Origin of the sequence: Candidatus Enterococcus ikei, from assembly GCF_017316105.1 — a bacterium.
GTDB lineage: Bacteria > Bacillota > Bacilli > Lactobacillales > Enterococcaceae > Enterococcus_L > Enterococcus_L ikei.
Genome location: NZ_JAFLWD010000035.1, coordinates 56,953 through 83,395 on the forward strand (window position 1 = coordinate 56,953; position 26,443 = coordinate 83,395).

20 protein-coding genes are annotated in these 26,443 nt (G+C 36.3%); 5 read left to right on the plus strand and 15 right to left on the minus strand.

Annotation, left to right across the window (positions count from 1 at the left end; genetic code table 11):
- Window positions 1–160: 160 nt before the first annotated feature.
- Genes JZO69_RS13645 through JZO69_RS13660 form a run of 4 tightly spaced genes read right to left on the minus strand, consistent with a single transcriptional unit; the run spans window position 161 to window position 6,057 of the window.
- Entirely contained in the window at window positions 161–1,219 is a 1,059-nt protein-coding gene (locus JZO69_RS13645) for a beta-N-acetylhexosaminidase (RefSeq protein WP_347401597.1), read from the minus strand.
- Window positions 1,173–2,036: an ROK family protein gene (locus tag JZO69_RS13650; RefSeq protein WP_207113396.1), complete on the minus strand. Its 864-nt coding sequence runs from the start codon at window positions 2,034–2,036 to the stop codon at window positions 1,173–1,175. Before JZO69_RS13650 ends, JZO69_RS13645 begins: the two co-directional genes overlap by 47 nt.
- A 17-nt stretch (window positions 2,037–2,053) precedes the next feature.
- Window positions 2,054–4,744, minus strand: coding sequence for an alpha-mannosidase (locus JZO69_RS13655; RefSeq protein WP_207113397.1), 2,691 nt, complete (start codon window positions 4,742–4,744; stop codon window positions 2,054–2,056).
- Between the two features lie 23 nt (window positions 4,745–4,767).
- The gene (locus tag JZO69_RS13660; RefSeq protein WP_207113398.1) at window positions 4,768–6,057 is read right to left on the minus strand and encodes a glycoside hydrolase family 125 protein; all 1,290 of its coding nucleotides are present in this window, start codon (window positions 6,055–6,057) and stop codon (window positions 4,768–4,770) included.
- A gap of 160 nt (window positions 6,058–6,217) precedes the next feature.
- On the opposite strand from JZO69_RS13660, the gene JZO69_RS13665 reads away from it, so the two are divergent.
- Together JZO69_RS13665 and JZO69_RS13670 are read left to right on the plus strand one after the other, a co-directional pair.
- Window positions 6,218–7,252, plus strand: a complete 1,035-nt coding sequence (locus JZO69_RS13665) for a GntR family transcriptional regulator (RefSeq protein ID WP_207113399.1) — start codon at window positions 6,218–6,220, stop codon at window positions 7,250–7,252.
- Between the two features lie 3 nt (window positions 7,253–7,255).
- Window positions 7,256–9,397, plus strand: a complete 2,142-nt coding sequence (locus tag JZO69_RS13670) for a GH92 family glycosyl hydrolase (protein WP_207113400.1) — start codon at window positions 7,256–7,258, stop codon at window positions 9,395–9,397.
- 55 nt (window positions 9,398–9,452) lie between these two features.
- Here the strand turns inward: JZO69_RS13670 and JZO69_RS13675 are convergent, their stop codons facing one another.
- The 6 genes from JZO69_RS13675 to JZO69_RS13700 form a co-directional block, all read right to left on the minus strand.
- A complete protein-coding gene (locus tag JZO69_RS13675) occupies window positions 9,453–10,949 on the minus strand; it encodes a response regulator transcription factor (RefSeq protein WP_207113401.1) in 1,497 nt (498 codons plus the stop codon).
- A 47-nt stretch (window positions 10,950–10,996) separates the two neighbouring features.
- Window positions 10,997–12,727, minus strand: a complete 1,731-nt coding sequence (locus tag JZO69_RS13680) for a sensor histidine kinase (protein WP_207113402.1) — start codon at window positions 12,725–12,727, stop codon at window positions 10,997–10,999.
- Window positions 12,720–13,334, minus strand: coding sequence for a YesL family protein (locus JZO69_RS13685; RefSeq protein ID WP_207113403.1), 615 nt, complete (start codon window positions 13,332–13,334; stop codon window positions 12,720–12,722). The genes JZO69_RS13680 and JZO69_RS13685 overlap by 8 nt, the downstream gene beginning before the upstream one ends.
- 180 nt (window positions 13,335–13,514) lie before the next feature.
- Complete coding sequence (locus JZO69_RS13690; protein WP_207113404.1) at window positions 13,515–14,978, minus strand: ABC transporter substrate-binding protein; 1,464 nt, start codon at window positions 14,976–14,978, stop codon at window positions 13,515–13,517.
- 26 nt (window positions 14,979–15,004) lie between these two features.
- A complete protein-coding gene (locus tag JZO69_RS13695; protein WP_207113405.1) occupies window positions 15,005–15,925 on the minus strand; it encodes a carbohydrate ABC transporter permease in 921 nt (306 codons plus the stop codon).
- A 15-nt stretch (window positions 15,926–15,940) separates the two neighbouring features.
- Window positions 15,941–16,906 carry an ABC transporter permease gene (locus JZO69_RS13700; protein WP_430733262.1) on the minus strand — a complete coding sequence of 322 codons (966 nt, stop codon included), beginning with the start codon at window positions 16,904–16,906 and terminating at the stop codon, window positions 15,941–15,943.
- Between the two features lie 176 nt (window positions 16,907–17,082).
- On the opposite strand from JZO69_RS13700, the gene JZO69_RS13705 reads away from it, so the two are divergent.
- Complete coding sequence (locus JZO69_RS13705; RefSeq protein WP_207113407.1) at window positions 17,083–17,418, plus strand: RidA family protein; 336 nt, start codon at window positions 17,083–17,085, stop codon at window positions 17,416–17,418.
- A 213-nt stretch (window positions 17,419–17,631) separates the two neighbouring features.
- Here JZO69_RS13705 and JZO69_RS13710 read toward each other — a convergent pair whose 3' ends face one another.
- From JZO69_RS13710 to JZO69_RS13720, 3 genes are all read right to left on the minus strand, one after another.
- The gene (locus JZO69_RS13710; protein WP_207113408.1) at window positions 17,632–18,654 is read right to left on the minus strand and encodes a WxLIP family cell surface protein; all 1,023 of its coding nucleotides are present in this window, start codon (window positions 18,652–18,654) and stop codon (window positions 17,632–17,634) included.
- Between the two features lie 135 nt (window positions 18,655–18,789).
- Complete coding sequence (locus JZO69_RS13715; RefSeq protein WP_207113409.1) at window positions 18,790–19,416, minus strand: WxL domain-containing protein; 627 nt, start codon at window positions 19,414–19,416, stop codon at window positions 18,790–18,792.
- A gap of 98 nt (window positions 19,417–19,514) precedes the next feature.
- Window positions 19,515–22,619 carry a hypothetical protein gene (locus JZO69_RS13720; protein WP_207113410.1) on the minus strand — a complete coding sequence of 1,035 codons (3,105 nt, stop codon included), beginning with the start codon at window positions 22,617–22,619 and terminating at the stop codon, window positions 19,515–19,517.
- A gap of 164 nt (window positions 22,620–22,783) precedes the next feature.
- Between JZO69_RS13720 and JZO69_RS13725 the strand changes: the two genes are divergently transcribed.
- Complete coding sequence (locus tag JZO69_RS13725; RefSeq protein ID WP_207113411.1) at window positions 22,784–24,223, plus strand: helix-turn-helix domain-containing protein; 1,440 nt, start codon at window positions 22,784–22,786, stop codon at window positions 24,221–24,223.
- Between the two features lie 60 nt (window positions 24,224–24,283).
- Here the strand turns inward: JZO69_RS13725 and JZO69_RS13730 are convergent, their stop codons facing one another.
- Window positions 24,284–24,889, minus strand: coding sequence for a class I SAM-dependent methyltransferase (locus JZO69_RS13730; RefSeq protein ID WP_207113412.1), 606 nt, complete (start codon window positions 24,887–24,889; stop codon window positions 24,284–24,286).
- Between the two features lie 10 nt (window positions 24,890–24,899).
- Window positions 24,900–25,490, minus strand: coding sequence for a GDSL-type esterase/lipase family protein (locus JZO69_RS13735; protein ID WP_207113413.1), 591 nt, complete (start codon window positions 25,488–25,490; stop codon window positions 24,900–24,902).
- Between the two features lie 268 nt (window positions 25,491–25,758).
- On the opposite strand from JZO69_RS13735, the gene JZO69_RS13740 reads away from it, so the two are divergent.
- The gene (locus JZO69_RS13740) at window positions 25,759–26,442 is read left to right on the plus strand and encodes a YiiX/YebB-like N1pC/P60 family cysteine hydrolase (protein WP_242586838.1); all 684 of its coding nucleotides are present in this window, start codon (window positions 25,759–25,761) and stop codon (window positions 26,440–26,442) included.
- The last annotated feature ends 1 nt before the right edge of the window (window position 26,443 follow it).

Sequence of the window (26,443 nt, forward strand, 5' to 3'; positions counted from 1 at the left end):
TCAGCATTTTTTCATTCTTGCATAAAATGTTAACGCTTTCTTGCTGTGTTATAAATAGACAAATTATAGTATTTATATCAAAAAGTATAGGTTCCGTTTTTGCACTACCAAAAAGACAGCTGAAATATCACGCTTCTCGCATTTTATTTCAGCTGCCTACTTACTTAGTTTTATGAAAATGAAAAGAAAATCCTTCCATTAATTTTGTAAGCTCTATGATGATTTCTTTTTCTGTTTTTGCCTCAGGTTTATCGCACCAAACTGCTAAAGCCGCCCCTTTCACTTGTTTTTGATTTCCAAACGGAACCCGTTGCTGCGAAGAAAATAAGTTTGGATGCCATTGTTGTTTTATTTTTTCTTGGGTTGGGTATGTGTACCCAGCATTTTCTCCAAGTACATAATAGAGATAATTATCATTAAAATTGATGACTGTATACCCCTCATCCAAAAATGTTTGCAACGGAGCCATAGCTTTTTGCCATCTCGTCCAATAAGTAATCTCGACTTCTTTTGTCAAATTGGACGTTTCACCGTTTCGGAAAAATGCATCATTCCAGACTCTAGGCATAAAACCATGTGATTTCACAAAGTTAGCAACAATATTAACGTACGCTTCAAATTTTTTTATTCCTTCATCCGCCAAACTTGGATATTGTTCAATATGATCAAAATCAATAAACTCATCTGCACCGATATGAAAATAGCGACTATTAGTAAAAAGCGCCATGTATTCGTCGTATAGTGACAGTACGTATGCTACAGCCTCGTCGTTTGTGATATCTAACGCTGAAGGAACTTTACTTATTTCTCCCTGCGGTCCTTCCACTGTTAGTTGCCACTGCGGGTGTGCCTTTAAGAGCTGCTCCATATGCCCAGGTGTATCGATATCTGGAATGATTTCGATCGATAAAGATTCAGCATAACGAATTAACTCTTTTATTTCATTTTTTGTCAGAAACTTTTCTGAAACATGTTGAGGATACTTTTCTGATTCGATTCGAAACCCTGTATTTTCCGAAAAATGCAACTGTAAGAAATTGAAACCATGCGTGGCCATCCGTTCCAAAATGTTGCATATCCCTGCAAAAGAAAAATATTTTCTACCAATGTCTAACATAATGATTTGCTCAGTCAAACCTTCGTTGAATGTAGACGCGTCATTTACTTCCATCTCACGCACATTGTTCCTTTGCCAATAATAAGCACCCCATCGTTCCACTATTATCGCCTAAATCACAGCCCACAATATATTCCTCTAAAAGAGGCAACGCTACATAGCCGCCTAATTGTTGTTCTAAAGATTCTCTGATTTTCGGTAAAAGGTGCGCTTGTTTCATCACACCTCCACCTAAAATGATTTTTTCTGGTGATAAAACTAATGTGTAGCTCATCAAAGCTTGTGCCAAATAAAAAGCTTCCATCGTCCAAACATCATGATTTTCCTCAAGCAATTGTCCTTCGATCCCAGTTCGTTTTTCTAACGCAGGTCCTGCAGCAAGACCTTCCAAGCAATTTTCATGATAAGGGCAGGTACTTTCTAAAGTATCATTTGGATAGCGTTGAACAGAAATGTGCCCCATTTCAGGATGACTGAACCCTTGCAGAACAGTCCCATTCACTACTGCACCACCACCCACACCTGTGCCAACTGTTAAATAGATACAACTTTGCGTATCTTTTCCAGCGCCCAAATGCATCTCACCATACGCAGCCGCATTAACATCTGTCGTCCAAGCAATAGGGATATTATAATGCTCTTTTAACGCGCCTAAAAGATTTACATTTCTCCAACCTGGTTTAGGGGTCGAGGTAATATAGCCATACGTACTTGATTTATGATTAACATCGATTGGTCCAAACGAGCCTACCCCTAAAGCCTTTAAGTCATACGCATCAAAAAAGGTAAAAACTTGTTCCAATGTCGTTTCTGGCAACTTCGTCGGTAAACTGATTCGTTCAATGATTTTTAACTCTTCATCCGCTACAGCGCAAACAAATTTCGTTCCCCCCGCTTCAATTGAGCCATAATAAGCCATTTAAATCACGCTCCTTCTTATCGGTCAAATCCTATCGTGCGAATTTCATAAGCCTTCAAATTCCTTGTTGGGTGTTCCTGTTGTTTCTCTTCCAACAGATTCAGTAAGCTTGACTCCTTACTTCCTATTTTCTCAATCTTCACTTCAGCTGATTTTCCGCTCATATTAAACCCTCTAACAACCAACGCTTGATTATCTTCACTATTTTTCACTGCCGTTGTAGCAAATGTTTCTCCCTCGACAGTTAAATACGCATCTTTGGTTTTCAACTTTCCTGAATGTTTAGTTGTTGCTTTCACACTAAACGGAATTTGTGCTGCATAGGCTCGTTGATAAGTCGCATAACGTTGTGCTTTTTCTCCATGAAAATCAACACCATAGTTGAACGTATGCATACCTAAACATTGCGCTTCTGGTGTTGGGAAGTAGCCCCAATCCCCCATTTCTCCCACAGCTCGTAAGAGTGTTAGGGCTATCGTATTATTTTCAGGTAAAATTTCATATTCATTCAAACCAAAATTAGAAACAGTCATTCCTGAAATATCATCATGCACGTTAACAAAGGCATGTTGGTGTTGAGGATTCGTTGGATTCTCCCAACTTTTGCTGACTTGATTTGGTCGTGTTACAACCTCATAAATACTATCCGCTTCATGGGTTTCTGTTTGAATTCCTGTTGGAAATAACATCCGTAAACGATGGTCTTTCATTTGGTTATCTAATATTGTTTCAAAACGTAAATGGGCAGAATCTTTTTCCATCGTCAGTAACGTTTCAATCGTGAGTTCTTGTGATTCTTTTGAGCGCTCAGCTTTACGATAACGGAAGTCAACAACAGATTTTTGTTCTTGTTCTAATAAATCATCTGCTGATTTTGGAATCATCATACGTTGGATGATTTTTATTTGCGCCACAAATGACTCATCTTTAACCACAGAAATTTCTGCTGGACATCCACTAGATAAAATCGGGATCGTCCCTTCTGGTTGTTTAAAAATGTATTCATTGCCGATATCCCCTGTATTTTCGATCGTTAGCAACTTACTATAGGTTCTACCTGTTGCCTTGTCTAATACCTCTAAAGTTCCATCTTCATTGATTGTTACCTTCAAACAACTATTTTCCAATTCATAATTTTTTAAAGCCTTGATCATTGACGTTTTATCTACTACTTGAGATTTGGTTTCCTGCAATGCAAAAGTATTCCAAGAAAATGCTGGCATATTTGTGATTAGCATTTCAATTTCAACATATTTAGCCATATACGGGATTCTAAAACGGTCTTTTGGTAAATCATAACCAAAGCTAATTTCTGGTTTTGAAATAATAGCTGGAATGATTTCCCCGTGCATATCAATGACTTCAAATGATTGTGTGTCGCTTTCAGCAAGTTCTTCCCACAATTCGTGAGGAACGCCTTCTTTAAAAGGTTTTCTCTCGATTTCTACTTTGACTTTTACAACCTCTGATTTTTCATAGCCCGATGTATTGAACACAACAAATGGATGACTTGCCTCAGAAAAGCCTTCTGTATCGACAGCTTCAACTAAATGAGTCAATGCTTCTTCAGCTAAAAATTTCCCAACTTCATTGGCTTTTTCAAATCTCGGAATCATTTCTCGATGAACTTCATCTACTGAACAACCACAAATACTATCATGGGGATGATTTTGTAGTAATAATTTCCAAGCGTAGTCTAGCTGATCATGCGGGTATTTTCCCGTTAAATCGTACGCCATTGCAGCCAATGGTTCTGCTACATTTTCCAATTGTCTTTCGACTTTGGTATTCCATTGTTTTAAATATACTCTGGCTGAAGCGGTGTTCGCTAATGTAAACCAACCATCCGTTTCTTGACTTGTCAGCTCTCCAGTAACCGTTCCAACCGTTTCTGGCAATTCTTGGCGCATTTGTTTCAGATACTCATCAAAATTCGAATGAATAAATTCATATTCAGGAAATAGCTCATTTGCTAATGCGATTGCTTTTGTCACATCTTTTTGAACAGGTTGATGATCTACACCATTCATCATCAGCAAATGATCCGTAGAAGCAAATTTTTCAGCTTCCGCTAATTTTTGCGTCCAAAAAGCCAAAGCAGCTTCTTTTTCAGCCGGTATTTCATTGCCATTACTATACCAATTTGCAAACAGTAAGCCGAAAACTACACTACCATCTGGTCCTTGCCACCACATTTCTGAATATTGAGACGTATAATTTTCATCATCTAGCACTTCATTATTAAAGCCAACTGGTTTTACTCCACGACCAAAAGCCGCTGCATCTAAGCCAGCTTGTTTCATCATTTGCGGTGTTTGCCCCATGTTACCAAACGTATCAGGAAAATAACCTAATCTAACAGCTGGCCCCCACTTTTCACTCTCTTTCTTACCGATCAGCATGTTGCGAACATTGGATTCAGAACTAATCAAAAAATCATCTTGTAGGATATAAAATGGACCAATTTTTAGTTTTCCATCTGTTATCGCTTTTTGAACAGCCGCTTTCTGCTCCGGCCTAACTTGTAAGTAATCGTCTAAAATAATTGTTTGCCCGTCTAAATGAAAGCTATCAAAGTCCGGATCTGTTTCAGCTAGTTCCAACACATCATCCATCAGCTCAACTAAACGCATATGATGCTGCTCATAAGGCATGTACCATTCACGATCCCAATGAGAATGGGAGATGATATAAACTTTTTTCTTCATGATTTTACGCTCCAATTCATTAGTTATCTTTCCACTCGAATATCAAAATAATCCATTACCAGTTCACAAAACATCATGTTTGCCCAAGAGAACCACTCACGTGTATAGTTTTCAGGATTATCTACATCAAAACCTTCATGCATTAAATGAGTTCCGCCATCATTTGCTACTAAAGAATCCAAGATTCGGGCTTTTTCCGCCTTATCCTTTGTCGTCATTCCTTCCATCGCAAGAGCAATCGGCCAAATATAATTTTCTGGCGTGTGAGAGCTACCAATTCCTCTGGCGTATTTTCCTTCGTAAAAATAAGGATTTTCTTTGCTTAAAATCGTTTTTCGTGTTGCTTGATACGTTGAGTCATCAACTGTTGTATACCCAAGATATGGTGCTGAAAGTAAATTAGGAATGTTGCTATCATCCATAATACTGCTGTTTCCTAGCCCATCAACTTCATAGGCATAAATCGTTATTCCTTGTTGGTTATCCGTTTTTCCATACTTTTTAATCCCAGCATTGATCTCATTTTTAAGTGAATTCGCTTGTTTGACCACTTCAGAGTCAGATAATACTTCCGTGAATATTTCTTCGATATAGCCTAAAACAACTACTGCAAACATATTCGATGGCACTAAATAACCATAACGACACGCGTCATCACTAGGACGGAAACCGGACCATGTCATTCCTGTTTTACCGACTTCACTGCCCCGCCCATTATTTGTAAGCGTATCTTCTAAGCGCGTTGTCTCTCTTTCAAAAGTATAAGGCGAATTTTGATGCTCCTGCTCTGTCGTAAAGACTGTCAGAATTTTTTTAACCCCTTCAACAAAATTTTCATCAAACTGCTGCGTGCTTCCTGTATTTTTAAACAGTAGATAAGCTAGCTGAATCGGATAACAAAGTGAATCGATTTCATATTTACGTTCCCAGATCCAAGGACTCATTGCCGTGTGATCCGTTTGATGTCCAGCACTATTTGGCGTTTCATTGAATGCATTAGCATACGGATCAAGTGTGATATAGAAAAATTGACGTTGAACTAAGCCACAAATCATATCTCTCAGTTCTTCATCTTCTTTTGCGATCACTAAATAAGGACGAACCTGCGCAGTCGAATCTCTCAACCACATAGCAGGAATGTCACCTGTTAGTAAGAATGTTGTACCGTCCGCTTGTCTTTTAACCGTTGTCGTTAATGTATTAGCAAATGCTGCATTAAAGTTCTCTGCCCACCCAGCGTGAGCTTCCCCACACAATTGTGTGATTTTATCCATAAATCGTTGGACCGAATGTGGTATTTTGCTATAAGTCATAATAACCTCCCAATAGTTGATATATCATTTCACAACGAAAGTATATGCTAATGAAAGCGTTTTGTCTACTGTTTTTATTAATATTTTTAAATTGAACTCTTTTTCTTTGTATGGTAAACTAGTATCAATGATATATCATTTCACAATTAGGAGAATTATAATGTCTAAACCACTATATAAGAAAATCATCGATGATTTATTAAATGCAATCGAAACAGGTCAACTAGCAGTGAATGCTCAACTTCCGACTGAAAAAGAACTCTCTCAAACATACAATGTTAGCCGTATCACCTCTAAAAGAGCGTTGACGGAGTTGGAAAGTCAAGGACTGATTTACCGCATTCAAGGAAAAGGTAGTTACGTCCAAAAACAGAAACCTAAGAAGAAAAAAGTTTCTCGCATTTTATTTTTGATTCCATTTGTAAACGACCTTTCTCTTGGAAATTTTAATGAAGGTCTAGCCCCTGTAACAAGTCAGCATCATTATGAGGTTATCATGTCCTCTGCAGAATTTTTGATCAATAAACAGGCAGCGGATATCATCGAAGACTTTGACGGCATGATTTACTATGCACACAATACTGAAGATTTTTTGGATACCCTGTTTGAACTGTCTATTCAGCAATTTCCAGTTATTATCTTAGATAAAAAAATCCATGACCTACCTTACCCAACGGTTCAATCTGATAACTTTTCTGGTGGTGCTATGGCAACCAATTATTTAGCTGCCCAAGGACATCAGCGAATCGCTTATATTTTTGGAGAACCGACTTTGCCTCAATCAGTACGTCAGCGCTATTTAGGCTATATTCATGCAACAAAAGAACAGCACTTATCTTTTCATACAGCCTTAACAGACAAACAAGCTTTTGTAAACGCCGATGTTATGACTTATCTCAAAGAAAATGCCGTTACAGGTGTGGTCTGTGAAAATGATTTAGTTGCGATTTCACTAATGAATCAAGCAAAACGATCTGACATTGATATACCAACTCAATTGTCCGTCGTCGGCTTTGATAATATCCAAGCAGCCTCATTGATCGATCCTGCACTCACAACGATTGCTCAAGATTTTAAAGGAATGGGAAAACTTGCGGGCACGATGCTGATTGACTGGATTGAAAAACATGTGATTCCAGTAGATCAGCAAATCCCTGTAAAACAAATTATTCGCAACTCAACAAAGGAGAATTAACGAATGAAACCAACCTTAATCGATACTAGACATGGAACCGATAACCAACACTCTTTTTCAAACGGCAACTGCCTACCCTATACTGGTGTGCCGTTTGGCATGAATTATTTTGCCCCACAAACCAATGGAGAGAATGGTAGCTGGTGGTTTAACCCTCGCGACCGAGTCTTTCAAGGGTTCCGTTTAACACATCAACCCAGTCCTTGGATGGGGGACTTTAGTTATTTTGTTATGCAGCCTTTTAATGGCAAGCTAAAGGAGCAGAGTGTTTTTCATGCTCAATCTTCTTACCGACCAGATGAAAGCGTTTTTAACCCGAGCTATTTAGAAATCACTGCACAACGCTATCAACTGACAACTCGCTTGATCCCTAGTATGTACGGTGGTGTTTTAACAGTACATTACACGCAAAAAGAAGCTGGGCTCTTACTTTCATTACCTGGAAAATACCAACTAACGATTGAAGATGCTCATACCGTTTCCGGCTCGATCATAAACTATGCAGGTTGTGAGGACAAAGATTTTTCTTTTTACTTCACGTTGCGTTTCCAGCAACCTCTGACTCTGGAGAATCCTTTAGAACAAGTTGGAACAGATGGCTGTATCACTTTTTCATTCGGTGATATCAAGGAGCAAATAATTCAGTTTGGTACTTCTTTTATCAACTTAGAACAAGCCAAATTAAATTTATCCCGAGAACTTGATTGGCAACCAGAAGATTACCTTGCACAGTCAGAAGAACAATGGGCGCATTATCTAAATAAAATCGATATCCAAGATAAAAACCCGCAACGACGATCAACATTTTATCATAATTTATATCGTGCATTTTTATTTCCACAGACATTTTATGAGAAAGATTCTGATGAGCAAATTATTCATTATGATACCTTGGCTAAGGAAGTAAAACCGGGATTTCTCTATACAAATAATGGCTTTTGGGATACTTATAAAACCGTTTATCCTTTATATTCATTGATCGCTCAAGAAAAATATGCAGAAATGCTGGAAGGTTTTTTAAATAGTTATCGAGAAAGTGGCTATTTGCCTAAATGGCTTTCACCCGATGAGAGAGGTTTGATGCCGGGAACCTTGATTGATGCAGTGATCGCAGATGCGGCAGTGAAAAATATTCGACCTGATTTGATGCCTGAATTTTTAGATGCCATGATCAAAGGAGCCACGATCCAAAGTGAAAATTCAAATTACGGGAGACAAGGAACCACTGACTATTTGACCTATGGCTATGTTCCTGCTCATTATCACGAATCAGTCAACCATACTTTGGATTATTGCTACAGTGATTTTTGCATCAGCCAAGTAGCCAAGACATTAAAAGAATCGGTTATAGCTGAACATTACGGCAGACAGGCGAAGAATTATCTAACTATTTTTGATCCTAGCACTGGTTTCATGCGTGCTAAACAGACAGATGGTACATTCAAAGAGGATTTTGACAACCATCGCTGGGGTGGAGATTACGCCGAGGGGAGCGCTTGGCAAAGTAGTTTTGCTGTTTATCATGATTTTAAAGGATTGATCAAAGCTTTCGGGGGACAAGATAAGTTCCTAGAGAAATTAATTGATTTATGTAATCAACCACCTGCCTTTAACGTCGACGGATATGGTTTTGAAATCCATGAAATGAGCGAGATGGCTGCTACTGAATTTGGGCAACTTGCGATTTCTAATCAACCAAGCTTCCACCTACCTTATCTGTTCAGTTACCTTGGTAAACCTGAATTTGCCCAGCCTTTGCTAAAACAATTAATGATTCAAGAATTTAATGACAGCCCAACTGGTTTTCCTGGTGATGAAGATAATGGGAGCATGGCTAGCTGGTATATTTTTAACTCATTAGGACTTTATCCTGTTTGTCCTGGTTCAGGTGAATATGTTATCGGCATACCATTATTTGATAGAGCAGTTATTCATTTATCTAACGGGGAATCATTGACGATTACCACCAGCCCAAATCAGGAGCAGCAGCAATTTGTCGACCATATTCGTTATAATGATTCCTTACACGAAAGTCTAATTTTTGATCATGAAGCATTGATGAAAGGCGGCAAGATTGATTTTACGTTAGGCACTGTTCCTAGACCAAAAAATTACAAAGAAGAGCAACTTCCATTTAGTATTTGACTAATAAAAAAGCGAACTGGAGATAAAAAATCATCCAGTTCGTTTTTTTATTGGTCTATTCTTCTCCCACAGAATCATAATGGTGCTTATACTTTTCCCGAAACTCTTTCGGTGTTAAGTCGTTCATTTTTTTAAAAATCTGTGAGAAATAAGTACTATTGTTAAAACCGATTTTATCCGCTATTTCATTAACATTATCATCTGTATACAACAATAGGTTCTGCGCTTTTTTCATACGATATTGGTTCAAATATTGAGAAAAGCTCTTTTTGGTTTCTTTCTTAAATAACTGGCCCAAGTACATTACATTGAGATGTAATGACTGCGCCACACATTTCAAGGTTAGTTCACTGGTATACTCTGAACGAATTTTATCAATAACTTTTTGAACATTTTCTGAATAATCATAAGCTATTTTTTCCCGAGTGATTTGTTTAACAGTGGTTGATAGAATCTCGCGTAATTTATCGGCATTCGATGAGTGATTGATATCATCTAAAACTTGTTGGTATTCTCCTTCATCTAAATGATTAAAACGTCGATAGATATCCATAAAAAGCATAAATGTAATATGTCGAACATCTTCCGGGCGAGCGCCTATCTTTTGCGTCTTAGCAAAAATTTCAGCAATCGTAGTCTCAATCGTAGTAAAATCACCTACCATCAACGTTTTATTGAAATTGATGATGTCTGCTGATAGATCAAAATCATCTGAAAAAACGGAATAGAGTAGATTTTTCCCACTAGCTTCATAGAACTTGTAACGCTGCAATGTCTGATTTGCTTTTTCATAACTATCTGGAACATCTTCCCAGTCGCTAACCGTCTCACCCACACTAATTAACCAACTATTGTCTTCATCTATTTGTAAGGGATTCGCTGCTAGGAGTTGATTTAGTTGATACTTGCCGCCTTTAAAGATATGTACGAGCAAACTCTTATCTCCCAAATTCCGTGAAAAAAATAAGGATTGTTGTTGTCCTTCCAACCACTTAACAACTTGGGCTTTTTTTTCACGTGTGACTTCCACTAATAACACTGTCCAATCAGATTTTTCTGCAGTGTTGACTAGTTGATCCAGTTCTTCAAAGTTGTCTTTATCGATTTCACCATTGACCCACTGAGACAATAAAATTTCACTATACAAGCCATTTCTAGTTTCTTGTTGATTCCGATTGTCCAAACGTTTTTTTGCTTTTCTCACGCTTTTTAAAAGCTCTAGTTTATCTACAGGTTTCATCAAGTAATTGATCGCCCCAAGCTGCAGTCCACCTTTTAAAAAATCAAACTCCTGGTAACCGGAAAGAATCATAAATTCAAACTGTCTTGCTTCATTTTGAGCAGCTTCAATAAATTCTAATCCTGTCATTTCCGGCATCGTAATATCTGTTATCACAAGGTCTATTGATTCTATTTCCATCATAGTTAACGCTTCTTTTGCATTTCGGGCTGTTCCTTTAATAGAAAATCCTTCTGTTTCCCATGAAATAATCCTTTTCAAACCGTTAACGATCATGTATTCATCATCAACTAGCAAAACATTGTAATTCATCCTCTCACTCCTTTACTGTGAACTACTTAACCATTTTTATATGCGATTTAGTCTTGAGAAATAGAATCGTTGAATGAAAGCTCAATAACAATTCCTTTGATTTCATTTGGGGTAATCGTCATCAAAAAGGTCGAACCAAAATAGGCTCGCAGGCGTTCGTTCACATTTTGTAATCCGATGGAATCATGCAATTCAATTTGCTGACTCTTTAATTTATTTTCAATCACAGTTAGTTTTTGCGGAGATATTCCTTTACCATTATCACGAATCAAGATTTTCACTTGCCCATCAACTAAACGAGCTTTCACACTAATCGCATTATCATTGCGAGAAAAATCGATCCCGTGGACAAAATAATTTTCAATCAATGGCTGAATCGAAAATTTAGGTAAAACCAGTCCCTTCAAGGCTTCATCAATTTCAAAGTGATAAGCCACCCGATCTGGATACCTCATCTGATACAAATAGACATATTTTTCACAAAAACTCAGTTCTTTTTCCAATGTGGTCGTCTTAGCCTGGTCTGTGTTATTACGTAACAACGTTGAAAATGCATACACTACATCGGCTAGTTCTTCGCTACCTTCGCTTAATGCATACATGCGAATATATTCCAATGTATTGTATAAAAAATGTGGGCTGATTTGTGACTGTAACGCACGCATATGCGCATCTTGCTGCTTGATTTCTAATTTATAAATGTCCGCAATATATTGCTCAATATTATCCAGCATCGTGTTGATCCCTCTTGAAAGCTCTTTCAGTTCAAACTGAGTCTCTTGATCATTGATTCGTGTATTCAAATCTCCTTCAGAAACAAGGGCCATTGATCCCATAATAATATCGACTTGCTGAGAATACTTAGTAAATGTTCGATAAAGTAAATAGAGCAACAATAAAATCAGCACCAAACCACCCGACATCAAAATACGCAAATCAAAAAGAACATGTGTCAGAATTTTTTCTTTAGAAATTGTCACTAAAATATCAAACCTACTTGTCGTTTGCAGATGCTCTAATATATTATCTTCCATCAATTTTTGAATTGGCAATGCTGATGTTTCTTTCATTTTCTGCTGAATCAGTTGCTGATCTAAGCTGTTGTCCTTTTCAGTATACGTCAACAATTGATACCCAGTGCTAGAAAACACATAGGCTGATAATCCTTCAAACGTCGTCAAATGAGTTAAACTATCGATAATATCTTTTTGAGAGAATTCAACATAAAAACTGCCCAGCACTTCTAACGTAACAGGATTCGTAATTGGGTAAGCTAAATAGAATTTATTGTTTAAACGAGGTGTCCCACTGATTTTCTTTCCACTCTTATCCTGCGATGTAGAAAGATAATAATCATTATAATTGTTCAACACCATAATGATCGATTCGATATTATCATACATGGTATAAAAATTTTTTACTTGGCCGGGTAAAAATAAATAGTTCCCTGTTTCCAATTGTTGATCATACGAATAATTCAAATAATTTGAAATGGACGTATCCATATACCGATTTAAATTGTTAATTTTCTCTTGATTCTCTGCTAGGCCATTCAACATGGTTTTTCCTTGTAAATTCTTATCATTGATCGATCGGCTAATCGTATCTACAGCTTCTTGCACCGTAATTTCCCCTCTTCCCATCGATTGCCAGTAGGTATTCACACCGATACTGCCCATACCGATCAAGATAAGTGAAACTAAAATCAACGCATAATTTTTCAGTAATCGATTTAGTAAGGTCTTTTCACTAAAGGAAGAAGGTTTCTTTTTACGCATGAAGTTCCAATCGTTGATCGATCGTTTGCCGCCATGACTTTGTTGCTGTAAAGCTCCAAATTTGAATCATAGAAAAGGTGCCAAACAAAATCAATCCTTTGAACTTCCACGTAACAAATAAGATCAAACTTATACCGATTGCAATTTTCAAGAGATTTGTAAAATTAGATAACGTTGAAATAAACGCTAGTTTCAATAGATTTTTTAAACCGATTTCATAATAACTATCTAACAGTAACATGTATTGATACGTAACAATCCCGTAGATCATTGCAAAAACTAAAAGAAAATCGATCATCAAAAAAGCCAAGCCTTGGATTTGAACGGATAAAAACAAATTGTATGCCAATATTACTAACAACAGAATCGTTGCATAAAATAAAATATTTCCTCTGATAAAATTATTTTTAAAACTACTCCAGCCTTCTTTTAAGGTAATTTCTTTATAATTGAATTCGTGACTAGTAAATAATTCATTGACCGTTTTCAAAGCTGGACCAATCCCAGCTATAAGCAGGCCGCAACAGCTGAATAACCAAAAGAATAAATTTAATTTTACGATGACCCAAATTTTAATGAATAACGTTTCTAACGCTTTTCCAACCATCTAACTCGTCCTTTCTTCTTCTCTATTAGTATAATAAATAACTATGGCCGATATTCCAAATAAAAAACTGCTGCTTATAATAGAACTACGCAGTTTAACAAGAACATTATTTTTTTGATAAAAGAACCAAGCAAAAACGATGCATCATCGAATCACTTGGTTCCACGGATTGTACCTGTTTTATTTTTTCAAAAACTCATCGTATTGTTTTTGCATCTCAGTCATGACTTTGTCGTAACCAGCATTAACAAGCGCTTCTTTTAGTTTAGGAACAGTTTCTTCTGGATCAACGGTTCCTGTATTTAAGCCATCCAAATATTGACTCATAACATTGGCGATGTTACTCATTTCAGTTTTCACATTTGATGTTACAAAGTTGAAGCCTAAGATTGGAGATGTTTCTGCTTTAGCGATTGATTCATCACGTTCTTTAATCATTTCATCAGTAATAGTATCTTGTGTGTATAAGATTTTGTTATTTCCGGTATTCCAAGCAGGTAAGTGAGTATTGGGTTTGTAACCATCTAGCAACTTGATTTTTCCATCTTTACCAGAAATCTTTTCCCAAGCTTCGCCTTCGATACCCCAAACTAAACCATTTAGTAATTCTGGATCACTATTGATTTGACCCAATACTTCAACTGCTTTTTCTTTGTTTTTAGATGTGTTTGATACAACAAAGTTAGCCATTCTTGCTTGATCACTTGATTTAAGCGGTGTAGTAAAGGCTTTGGATACTAATTCTTGTCCAGCAGCATTACTTAAAATCGTATCACCATAATCGTAAGGACCTTGTGTTTCTTGACGAACGAACCAAGTATTTCCTTCTAATGGAAACTCCGTATTACTTGTTGCCGCATCGGATGGAATATACCCTGCTTGATACCATTTATGCATTGTTTTTAAAACTTCCATAAAATCTTTGTTTTCATATTGGTTGATGATTTTTTTAGTATCGCCATTTAAGTCGACAGCAAATGGATAACCATTTCCAATAGGAAAATCAAAATCACCTTGAGCTTTGAAGCCTTGACCAATCGCAAATGCTGCGATATTCGGTTCTTTTTCATGGAATGTTTTTAATAGGCTTTCTGCATCTTTATATGTCTTGATATTATCAATCGATAAATTGTATTTATCTAAATATTGTTTGTTGAATGTCAACACTTGTTGCGAGTATACATTGCCATTCACTGGAAATGCATACAGCTTCCCATCCACTAAATTCCCTTTGATATAGGCTTCATCCAACTGATCATAAGCATCTTTAGCAAACTTAGGTGCTAGTTCAGTTAAATCTGCATAAGCCCCCTTTTGCGCATTAGGTACATAATTATCTGCAAAGGCAATATCATAATTTTCACCAGAAGAAACAATAACACTCATTTTCTTCTCGTAATCACCCCAACCAATGTATTGGATATTTAGTTTTGTTCCTGTCTTCTCTTCGATCCTCTTGTTCGCAACTTCCATCAATGCATCATAGTTATCAGGTTTATCCCCGATTTGATACATCAATAACGTATTTTCATCCGCTTTTTTACTGCTCCCGTCAGTTTTTTCTTTACTGCCACCACATGCTGTTAACGCACCTAAAAGAACCACTGCTGTACTTAAACCGACTACTTTTTTCCACGTCTTCATTTCTCTTCGTCCTCATTTCCTATATTTTATTCCTTAACTCCGCCAATCGTTAACCCTTTGACAAAATACTTTTGGAAAAATGGATAACTGATCGCAATTGGTAACGTCGAAATAACTACGATCGCCATTCTAGCAGATTCTCCTGGTATTGCCGCCATCCCGCCAGATAATTGACTACTTGCTCCGGCATTTTGAGTCAGATATTGAATATTATTTTGAATCTTCATCAATAAATATTGTAATGGAACTAAGCTATCTTTTTGAATATATAAGAGTGCATTAAACCAATCATTCCAATAGCCTAAAGCAGCAAATAAACTAATCGTTGCAATCCCTGGCACTGCTAGCGGTAACACGATTTGAATAAAAATCCGCATCTCAGAGGCTCCGTCGATCCGTGCTGACTCAATGATTGAATCAGACACTGAGCGCTTGAAAAATGTCCGCATCACAATAATATTAAATGGACTGACCGCCATTGGCAAAATTAACGCCCAAATCGTATCTTTTAACTGAAGTAAATTCGTCATCACAATATAATTTGCGACCATTCCTGGCGAAAACAACATTGTAATCAAACAAAAAACTGTAAAAAAACGACGAAATGGAAAATTAGATCTTGAAATCACATAAGCATAAAGTGACGTCGCTGTACTATTGATCAAGGTTCCAACTACTGTAACTAACACTGTCACAAATAACGCTTGAAAAATTTTGTCCTGCATCTGATCAAATAAATAGGTATAGCCGAACAAACTAAATTCCTTAGGCCAAAAACTATAACCGTTCGCTGCTAACGCTGTTTCCTTAGTAAGTGAGATCGCCACAACAAACAAGAACGGCAAAATACAAGATAGAGCAAAAACAGCGATCAAAATATTAAAAAAGAAGTTAACTGGTTTATTAAACGAACGAATTGTTACTTTTGAAACTGGCTTTTTCCTCAATGTTTTCACTCCTCCTTAGAATAATGCCGAGTCATTGTCGAATCGACGAACGATTCCATTTGTGACCATAAGCAAGACAAAACCGACTGTTGACTGATACAACCCAGCTGCGGCTGTCATCCCGATATCTCCGGTAGCGGTCAAGCCGTTAAAGATATACGTATCCAAAACAGACGTAACCTGATACAACGAACCTGAGTTTCGCGGAACATTATAGAATAAACCAAAGTCTGCTCTAAAAATATTTCCCACAGCTAAAATCGTCAAAATCGTCATTAGAGGTAATAATTGAGGAATCGTAACATTCTTGATTTGCTGCCACTTGCTAGCACCATCCACCATCGCAGCCTCATAATAAGTAGGATCGATTCCCATAACTGAGGCGAAATAAATGATACTATTGTACCCAATTCCTTTCCACGTTCCGATAAAGACTAAGATAAACGGCCAATATTTTGCTTCACTGTACCAATTGATTGGCGTCCCTCCACGACTTGAAATCCACTGATTGAAAATTCCTTTGTCTGGACTTAAAAAGGCATACACAAAATACCCAATAATAACCCAAGATAAGAAATACGGTAAAAGAGACATTGTTTGATAAACTTTTACCAAACGCTTATTCCGCAATTCACTCATCACGATTGCAAAAAATACAGAAATGACAAGGTTTAAAATAATAAAGGTCACGTTGTACAACACTGTATTTTTAGTAATCAGAAATGCATCATTAGAAGAAAACAAAAACTTGAAATTATCCAAACCAACCCAAGGACTCGTTTTCAAACTAGCAATAAACCCATCTGGTGAAATATGAAAATCCTTAAAAGCTACCACATTGGTCAATACTGGAATATAAAAGAAAAAAATCATCCAAACCATCGCTGGAATCGCCATTAAGATCAACGCTTTATAACGCCATATATTCGTAAAGAAAAGCGAGCTCTTTGACTTTTTCTTCATTCCCCCAACTCCTTTCATCAAATTGTCTACAATAGAATTGTAGCGCTTTCAAAAAAATATAGGAATAAACAAAATATAGGTATTGTTATAGAAAATATAGATGTTAAGCAAAATGAACCAAGAAACTTATCTAACCAATAGCTTCTCTTCAAATATGATACAATTAACTTATCAACTTGAATGGAGGAAGCTACATGAAAATTTATCAAAATACAAAAATCGCTAGCAACAAGTCCCTATATATTTCAGGCCAAACTACAAGTAAAGACGGTCACACACCGCAAAATATCGAAGAGCAAACAGAGATTGTGCTAGGAAAAATTACAGATGCTTTACTTGAAAATAATTTAACCGTAGATGATTTGGTAAAAATCACGATTTATATTACCGATATTTCTTATCTACCAGGCGTTAGAAAACAATTAACAACCTTTGTGGGTGAGTCAAAACCTACTTCTACATTAGTTGTTGTTGCTGGATTGATTGATCCTGATTTTAAAATTGAAATTGATGGGATTGCAGCATTCTAAGTACTCCATCAATACACTTGATAATAGAAAAAGAAAGTGTGTGGGACAAAAGTAAAAAACACTTTTGTTTCACACACTAACTACGACTAAACGGTGTAAACAGAAGTAACCTCTTCGGAAATAAGCTGAAATTCACAAAAATTTGAAGAACAATTTTCGTGAATTCCCTCTTATTTCTCGAGGTTAAACACTTCTGTTCCATCCTCTTTCTTTTTAATTATGTTTTTTTTGATAAACAATATATCCTAGTAAGCCAACTAAGATAATGCCCATTCCAGCTACCACCCACGGCCAATAATTGGTTGGTTGTTTTACCACCTCTACAGCTTCTTTGTTAAATTTCTCCGCCTCTTTTTTCTCGACATCAAACTCTTTTGTAAATGCCCACTTCTCTTCACCACTTGTAACAATTAGCTTAAGCGTATACTCTCCAGCGCGTATTTCTTCATTTTCTAAAGAGATATTGTAATCAAATACAGAATGAGGAGCCATTGCTAATTTTTCCTTTTTTGTTGTATAAATTAGTTTATCTTTTTGATACACATTCGCTTCAACAGTAGCCTTTTTTAAGGTTGTACTTTGAACATTTCGTAGTGTCGCTAAAAAAGCTGTTCGACCATTTACCAGACCTGCCTGAACATCGCCCAATTTGACTTCTGGTTTTATTGCGTTGTCTGTTTCGCTTAACTTTACACCAATCGTATAAGAAAACCGATTTGACAATTGGACACCAGAAACACTTTTTTGTTCTTTATTCGCCTCATTTGAGTTCTCAGAAGTCTCTTTATCTTTCACTTCTTGAACAAAAAATCCACCTAAGATTTCTCCATCGAAAGAATCCTTTGGCATCTTTAAATGAAATATAATCTCTTTTTCTTCTTTCGCATTCAAGGTAACGACTTGTTTCTCCGAAACTAAATCGGTAAAACTATGTTTCATTGTTTTATCTAACACAGGATTATCAACACTATAATCGACCATTCCATTATTATTCGTGAAAGCATCTCTAGGAGTGACCGCAATAGTTGATGGTTGATCTGCGTAATTTATAAGTTTTAATTTTAACTCTTGCTCTTCTGATGGGTTCATATGTAAGTCAAAATAGCTAACATCCGACTTTTGATTCTCTGGTAAAACTGCTTGAACTGAGTAAGACATTTCTTCAGCAAAAACTGTGCTTCCACAAAATAATCCCGCAACAAAAATCACACTTAAAAATGCTATTATTTTTTTCATTATAATTATTCCTTCCTATGTTCTAACGTGACTGGTTTATGTATAGATAAATTCGAAACAAAAATCTGCTCTTTGTTTCAAATTTACCCTGCTATTTTGATAACGAACACTTGCTATGTCTAATTAGACTCTCTTTTATTCTTGTCCTGTTTCTGCATCAACTAAGTTCCAGTTAATTTCGCCTGCGTAATCTCCTGCAACAATTTTCTTATTCATTGTATAAGCAAATGTCATTATTGTATTAGAAAGCCCAATCGTATTAACTCCTAACCCTGTTGTTTCTCCGTCAGAAACAATATTAGTTCCCACTTGATCGATGATCATTGAATCATCTGACAATGTTTTAGGTGTTTCTTGACCTAGAATTTTTGTTCCTTCAATTATTGGTGATGTAAGTTTTTGTTCTTTATTTTCTGTATTCACAAACTCTGATAATTTCACATTTACTGTCCATTTTTCATTAGAACCTAGCAAGTCGACTACTTGTCCTAAAATAAGTCTATTACTTTTCTTTGAAGACTTGATTACTGAATTGATCGCTGTCATCCCCGCATCATCTGTTGTTACGACATCATTTAAATCAAAATCAAAGTTCACATTGTCTGTAAAACCTGTTAAATACAAATCCCCACCTTTAACAGATGCTTCCGCTTTTGTTGTTGCTTGTTTTGAATGTGTGTCTTCTTCTGCATGTGCTGTTACTGCAAACATACTTCCTACTGCTAATAGAATCATTCCTGCTGTTAATTTACTTGTTTTCATAATATAATTCCTCCTAATGTGTTTAACTACTTAATTATTTTAGCGATAGACATTAATAGTTCTATCGTTTTAAAACGATAATAATGAATACTTGCATCTTAAGGTACATCCATCAGATTCCAAGAGATCGTTCCTTGATAATGACCTTTCGTCATGTTTGAAGAAAGCTCAGCATAAATTTTTTGCTCACTTTTTTCTCCGAAGGTTAATTCTTTCATCCCTTTGTGACGAATGATAATTCCATCTTTCAATGATTGTTTTTGTTTGCCTTCTTCAAAAATTAACGGCAACAAATCACCTGATTCATTTTTGATTTCGCCAGAAACCTGCAGTGACCATGAGTTACTACCTACGCGTGTATCTTGAATTTTTATGCTCAAACCTTCCGCATATTTTTTGTGTGTTTCTCTTTTTATGGTCCATTCTCCAAAATTCATCTCACCCGTCACATCTGCTATGATCAGCATTTCTTTGGGTTGAACCTTAGGCATTTTGATTTCTTTTGCCACTTCGATATCTTCTTCTGTTTTGTCAGTACCAAAAGCTGACGTATGAACCGTAATCGCTTCTTTCAACTTAGAAGAATCTTTAGCAGCTGTTGCTTTTACTCGGATATGGTACTCTTCTTGAGGTAGAATATCCTTTTTAAAACGAGCGATTGCCATTCTTTGATAATTATTCTTTATCTGTTGCTCATCATTTTCAGACACGATTCCACTCTCAACCTGACTGTCTGGCAAAGGTTGATTGTTTTTATCAAGAACTTGAATTTCTTTAAGAACTAACCCTTCTTCTTCTGGAAAAATATATTGCACTTTTTTCCATGAGCCGGCTTCAGTGTCTTTATTTATCGTTGAGTTACCGATCTTTCCTTCAAAAACCAGTTCATCGTCTTCTTTGATTTCTTGATTTAGCAACTGACCATCTAAATGTGGTTTTGGAAAATTTGTAACAGTTCCTTCATTCGCTAAGCTAATTTCACTTTTCACCAGAGGCCTAGTCGAACCATCACTTTCATAGAAACTGGCTTTATTCACAATTGACGCTAGCTTTATCCCTAAACTTTCATCTTTGACAATTGCATCAAAGCTAAAAGTAACAGCCTCATTTAGAGCCGTTGCGCCCTCATAAGTAATTATCTGATTTTTAATTTGAATATTCGGTTTTGGATCTCGTTTATTTTCGATATGAATTGATTTTTCATCTAACTTCAAATACTTAGAGAATTCATTTTCCCAACGGAAGTAAATATTTTTCCCTCTATTTTCTAAATAAATCTCATAATGCAAGCGATCGCCCGGGTGAACTTTAGATAAAAGTCCGTTCGTATTTGTTACTGTAGAATCAAAAACATATTTTGTATCTTTGGAAATGATTCTAAATGTACGTGTGACTTTTTCAGATAAGTTACCATCGCTATCTTGAGCCAGAAAGGTCAGCGTGTGCTTCCCTGCCTTATATGAAGATAAATTGATTTTATCAATTGACCACTGATATTTTTCGCCTTTATTTTCATTTACGATTTCTGCAAATTTTGTATAGTCACCCTCATCAATTGCATACAGCATATTCATCGTATTGCTTCTATCCGATTCTAATGTACCACTGATTTTTTCTAAATTTTTCCCTTCAAGTAAACTAGCTGGAATATCTGACTGTAGTTTAATTTCTGGTTTGCTTATTTCATCTAAATGAATAGTATAAGACATTAGCCTAGTTTCTTGTGGTTTCACTTTTTGTTTATTCCACATCATAGCGATTGCGGAATCTGAAAAATGATCCACGATTTCACCTGGCTGACCATTTTTATCTTCCAGACCATGAACCTCACCGCCAATGATTGAATGGTTCTTAAAGAAATCACCTGGTTCTGCATAACGATACCACCAGTGAATACCAATGCTTAAATCCAAGTAAGTTCCTTTAGCAGCTCCCCATTTATCTGGATTTGTCCCTGCGCTATTCTCTTCATTCACTTTAAATAGAACTTTATATGGATCATTTTCAATTGAAAGCCCACGATTATTTCCGATATAAGTGACATCTGCACTGTCTCGGCCATTTAACTTGGTATCGACTATTTCGGAAAAACCAACATTCATCGGTTGTGGATCACCTAGTAGAGGTTTGTCAACACGTTTGATTCCGATTTGCTTTTGGATATCTCCAGTTGTCGGATTTGAACTTAAGGTCACCCGCACCACAACTTTATAAGAGTAGATTAGATTATGATCAAGTGTGAATTCTCCATAGCCTCTGATTTGGTTATCTTTGATCGAAACTGCACTCAACGCTACCTTCTCTATAGCTGAATATTCCCCAGCTTTTTCAAAGGAGTACAAACGAATTCCTCTACTATTAGACGAATTACTTTCATTACGGTAGTCTACTCGCTGACCATCTTTGTCAGTTAAAAATACATTCGTTAAAAATAAATCATCTTCTGCCGCAAAGCCGTAAGAAACTTGGCTGCCTGATGAGAGAGGTGTTGATAAAAGACTTTGCTTATCCAGTTGAATTTTCCAACCCGCATCTCGATCTGCGGAAATTTCGCTCATCAAGTCGCCTGATCTTGTCTCTGGAGTATGTGTATTTTTTTTTGTTGATGCTGCACTTTCTGACGTCGCAGTTACTTCAGCTTCAGTGTTAGTACTACTATCCAGTCCTGAACTTGTTTCAGTTTCCATCAGCTCCTTCGTTCCACTTGTCTCAACGATTGAAGATGTTTCTGAGCTTTCTTGATTTGTTTCCTCTGTTTCATTGCTATGTGATTCTATGGAACTCGTTTCAGTGAAGCTTTCGTCCAACTGTAATTGGTAGGTAGTGACTTCTCTGTTTTGCTCGACTGTAAGTTCTTGCTCGGTTACTTGATCAACTTCAAAATATAATTCAAAAGGGGCGACTCCTTCGTATCTAAATGAAACACTTCGCTTGTCTTCATTAGTACTTAAATTTAGAATCGATGGTTCCTGCTCTAACGCCGTAACATCTATTGACGTTTCAGCCTTGATTGTTACCTGTTGTCCCGAAATGATTTGTGGTAACATGACCACTGCTTGTTCTTTTTCATTTTTATGTATTTTTAAATAGGTAGCCTGCTCATTTAGTGTTTCAGCGAATACATGCATCGTACTTGGACTCAAAGGACTGACGACTAAAAAAAGAATAACCATCCATAAATTAAATCGTTTAACGAATCTCACTAAACCACCTCTTATTTATCAAATTTGTTCTGCTTACAAAATATAAAAGAATCCCATATCAAATTCAAGATATTCTCGTATTACAATAATTTGCTTATTTTTAATTTTTTAATATGAAAAATATTTAAACTTGTTTATAATGACTATATAAAGGTGGGGTTGGTATGTTAATGACTAAATTAATCAAAAAAAATGAACAGATAAAATTAGATTTATTTACCAGGATCGTAAATAGTCCCATGATCGAAAGTGAGATTTTACAAGTACAATTGTCTCTATCTAAAAACCGCCTGTATCATTTTGTACTTCAACTAAATAGAGATTTGGCTGTTTATCAAATCCCAATAACAATCAATTACAAAGAAAATAAATATATAGCAGAAAGAGTGGAAGATGGTCATCATCCTTCGCTGTTGATTTATGAACTGATTCAACATTATTTAAACGCTTCTGCGATGTTTCAATTGACCTATCTTTTTTTGCATGAGGAGCAAATCCCCATTACGGATGTTGCACAAAAATTACTATTTTCTCAGTCACACACCTATTATGTGATTCGTCAGGTCAATCCTTTTTTGAAGCAATTCAGTTTAGAATTGACGGTTGCGAATAAGACCGTTTTTCTGAAAGGGCGCGCTTCTGATATTTTTATCTTTCGCTTTTTAGTCTTTAGTTTCCTATTCTTTTATCGTTCACCGTATCCTACAATAGAATTAGAACGTCAAAAAAGTATAGAGAACGAGAAAACGCTCCCTTATGCAAAAGAAATGACTTATTCTGAGCTTCACAGTCTAAATTCTTTTTTCTATGTTCTAGAGCATACACCCACCGATTTAGGTCGGTTAACAACAGAGATTCAATCATCCTCTGTCTTTCCATTAACAACCATTTTTGAAGCAAAAGAAAATGAGCTTGATCATGCTTTTTTACTATTTTTCTTACGGATCTTTATTCCTAGACTGTGTACCTTTGATGAAATGATTCGCTTAGGTGAACATTTAGAAAATATGATCGATTTTGATTTAGCGATGCTCGCTAAACAGATGTTAGATGCTGTATTCGATACTTTTACATTGGAATCCTTACCACGTCTTTATAAAAACTATTACGCTAGCCTTTATATTTTGACCTTGCATCTAAGTTATATTCAGTTTTTTGGTCATGATTTAAAAAATATCTTTTATTCACAAGCGCTGACTACTGAAAGTATCCAAACTCACGCAGCCTTGTATGAGCAATTGGTTAATTTCTATGACCAATTTCAACCAGCAATTCCTTGGTCTAAAAAAGAAGAAAGTAAGCAAGTCTTGATCGATACGCTTTATTTGATCGTTCTAGGTGAACATCAGCAAAAAGTCATGATTTATATCGACTTTGGTGGGAATATCGTTGCTGAATTGGCATTAAAACGAAAACTGATGAAAATCCTCAACCCCGATACCTTCATTTTCACAACAGATGACACGATTGCGAATGTGATCATTGCAAATTATGTGGCACCGATTGAAAGACCCGACACCGCTTTTTTACTCGTGGAAAACTTTAATGAAGCAGGAACTTGGAAAGCTATTTATACTCAACTTTTACAGCTGGTTAAAGAATAATACGCAAAAAATCGAGACAATCATTTCGACTGTCTCGATTTTTTATTTTTCTATTCAACACTACGCTTCTTTAACACTTTTTAAAATATAATAGCCTTTGTCTTTTGTCACAATTTCTACATTACCAAAAACTTCTGCCATTTTTTTCTCAGCACTTGGTGCACCTTGTTTTTTTTGGATCACGACTGTCAGGGTTCCGCCGACTAAAAGTCTTGGATAAGCTTCACTTAAAATTTCGTGAACGACTTTTTTCCCCGCTCGAATCGGCGGATTGCTAATAATTGCAGCGTATTCCTTTTCATGAACATCGGCATAAATATTTGAGGTATGGATATCGACATTTTTTACGTGGTTTTTCTTCGCGTTTTCTTGCGCTAAGGCTACTGCACGTTGATTCACATCGATCATTTCTACTGTTCTACCGCTTAGCGCTGCTATGGTTAAACCAATTGGACCATAACCGCAACCAACATCTAACAGCTTTCCTTCTGGTAACTCTTCCCAGTCAAAAGCATCGATCAACACACGAGAGCCAAAGTCCACTGTATTACGGGAAAATACTCCACTATCTGTTAAAAATTGAAACTCCTTCCCTCTTAATTCAAACGACCACTGCTCTAAATCATGAGCTAAATCTGGATTTTCTGTATAATAATGATTATTCATTTTCTTCTTCCTAACTATTTTCTTTTGTCATCAGTCTACCTTTTATTTCACGAACAATCAAGGCAGCGAGTAAGTCATAACCCGTTTTAGAAAAGTGTAGTCCATCTGCTTGTAAAAATTCATCTGTGCCGGGGTAAACAACCATTGCTTTGTATACATCGATGACAGGAATTTCATATTTTGCTCCGATCACTTTTACTCGTTCTACGTATTCCCGAATGCGGTCATCATCCCGAGTGGGTTTTCTAGCACAATCCACATATGGTGGTGTGAGTAGAATAATTTTTTCTTTTCCGATTTTAGTGATCATTGTTTCGATATTTTCTGCGTATTGCTCTAAAGGAACTAAGTTATCCGCGTTTGTGTCATTAGCGCCGAAAAAGATTGTTACAATATCCGCTTGTTCTGCTAATACTTCCTTTTCCAAACGTTTCATGGCATCTTGTGTCGTGTCTCCTGGCATCCCAGCATTTACGATCATGACTTCTTCATAGTTTTGCGCTGCTAGGTCTTCTGTAATTAGGTTTTGTAAAATCGGTGTGATAGCTTCATCACCATATCCTGCTGTGATGCTATCTCCAAATAAAACGATTTTTTTCATTACGTATTTTCCTTTCTCGACTTGTTTTCTTTGTTTATCATACCATTGAAAAGGGCCTTTTGCCGAGGCAAAGAATTATTTTAGAGTAGTTCCAATTAAAATGAGAATTCTTAATTCTATTTATTTTTAGCAGAATTAAAAACCATAACTTAAAGTTTTATATTTCAGACAAAAACAAATTAAAAACCACTAATAAGTTTGACATAATAAATACATTATTATATAATCAAATTCAACATTAGTAAAAAATATAATAGGTGGTTAAAATATGAAAAAAAGAAATTGGTTATTTGTTGGTACCGCTATACTTTCTGTACACATTTTTTCTGCTACACAAGCTCTTGCAGTTGAAGATTCTGAAATCAGTACAACTTCAGAAGTGAATAATTTAAATGATTTGAATTCGATTTTTCCAGAAAGCGAACAATGGGAAGAAGATATGAAAAATGAAGCAAATAACGCTCCAATTGAAATAGACCCGAAGGCTATTGGACGTGCTAGAGCTGGATCATGGTCATGGCGCGACGGTGTCATTTGTATAACAGATTCATATGCTTCTAGTCCCCTTTTTAATAATGGTCATACGGGAATCATGGGTGCTAGTCGCTGGTATACAACTGTTGAAGCCAACCCTAATGACGGAGTACAATTTAAAAGCGGTGACTGGCCTTCTCGTTTTGGTGGCCAAGTATGGCAAGTTGGCGTAAAAAGTACGTCAGTTGCACAAGATAAAAAAGCTGCCTTATGGGCTGAAAAACAGGTTGGAAAAAAATACAATAACAATTTTTTGAATAGAGGTACCAGAAGTACTTTCTATTGCTCTCAGCTGGTTTGGGCAGCATATAAAGACACAGCTAACGTTGACTTAGACACATGGCGTTATGCATCTGCTGTACATCCATTTGAACTTCATCAAACAGACAAAACAACTTTGATTTATAGGAAGAAATAAA

What these genes read in the sequence shown, in the direction of transcription:
- JZO69_RS13650 (WP_207113396.1), bottom strand. Translation starts at nt 2,036, where the DNA reads ATGGCTTATTATGGCTCAATTGAAGCGGGGGGAACGAAATTTGTTTGC.
- JZO69_RS13655 (WP_207113397.1), bottom strand. Translation starts at nt 4,744, where the DNA reads ATGAAGAAAAAAGTTTATATCATCTCCCATTCTCATTGGGATCGTGAA.
- JZO69_RS13660 (WP_207113398.1), bottom strand. Translation starts at nt 6,057, where the DNA reads ATGACTTATAGCAAAATACCACATTCGGTCCAACGATTTATGGATAAA.
- JZO69_RS13665 (WP_207113399.1), top strand. Translation starts at nt 6,218, where the DNA reads ATGTCTAAACCACTATATAAGAAAATCATCGATGATTTATTAAATGCA.
- JZO69_RS13670 (WP_207113400.1), top strand. Translation starts at nt 7,256, where the DNA reads ATGAAACCAACCTTAATCGATACTAGACATGGAACCGATAACCAACAC.
- JZO69_RS13675 (WP_207113401.1), bottom strand. Translation starts at nt 10,949, where the DNA reads ATGAATTACAATGTTTTGCTAGTTGATGATGAATACATGATCGTTAAC.
- JZO69_RS13680 (WP_207113402.1), bottom strand. Translation starts at nt 12,727, where the DNA reads ATGCGTAAAAAGAAACCTTCTTCCTTTAGTGAAAAGACCTTACTAAAT.
- JZO69_RS13685 (WP_207113403.1), bottom strand. Translation starts at nt 13,334, where the DNA reads ATGGTTGGAAAAGCGTTAGAAACGTTATTCATTAAAATTTGGGTCATC.
- JZO69_RS13690 (WP_207113404.1), bottom strand. Translation starts at nt 14,978, where the DNA reads ATGAAGACGTGGAAAAAAGTAGTCGGTTTAAGTACAGCAGTGGTTCTT.
- JZO69_RS13700 (WP_430733262.1), bottom strand. Translation starts at nt 16,906, where the DNA reads ATGAAAGGAGTTGGGGGAATGAAGAAAAAGTCAAAGAGCTCGCTTTTC.
- JZO69_RS13705 (WP_207113407.1), top strand. Translation starts at nt 17,083, where the DNA reads ATGAAAATTTATCAAAATACAAAAATCGCTAGCAACAAGTCCCTATAT.
- JZO69_RS13710 (WP_207113408.1), bottom strand. Translation starts at nt 18,654, where the DNA reads ATGAAAAAAATAATAGCATTTTTAAGTGTGATTTTTGTTGCGGGATTA.
- JZO69_RS13715 (WP_207113409.1), bottom strand. Translation starts at nt 19,416, where the DNA reads ATGAAAACAAGTAAATTAACAGCAGGAATGATTCTATTAGCAGTAGGA.
- JZO69_RS13725 (WP_207113411.1), top strand. Translation starts at nt 22,784, where the DNA reads ATGTTAATGACTAAATTAATCAAAAAAAATGAACAGATAAAATTAGAT.
- JZO69_RS13730 (WP_207113412.1), bottom strand. Translation starts at nt 24,889, where the DNA reads ATGAATAATCATTATTATACAGAAAATCCAGATTTAGCTCATGATTTA.
- JZO69_RS13735 (WP_207113413.1), bottom strand. Translation starts at nt 25,490, where the DNA reads ATGAAAAAAATCGTTTTATTTGGAGATAGCATCACAGCAGGATATGGT.
- JZO69_RS13740 (WP_242586838.1), top strand. Translation starts at nt 25,759, where the DNA reads ATGAAAAAAAGAAATTGGTTATTTGTTGGTACCGCTATACTTTCTGTA.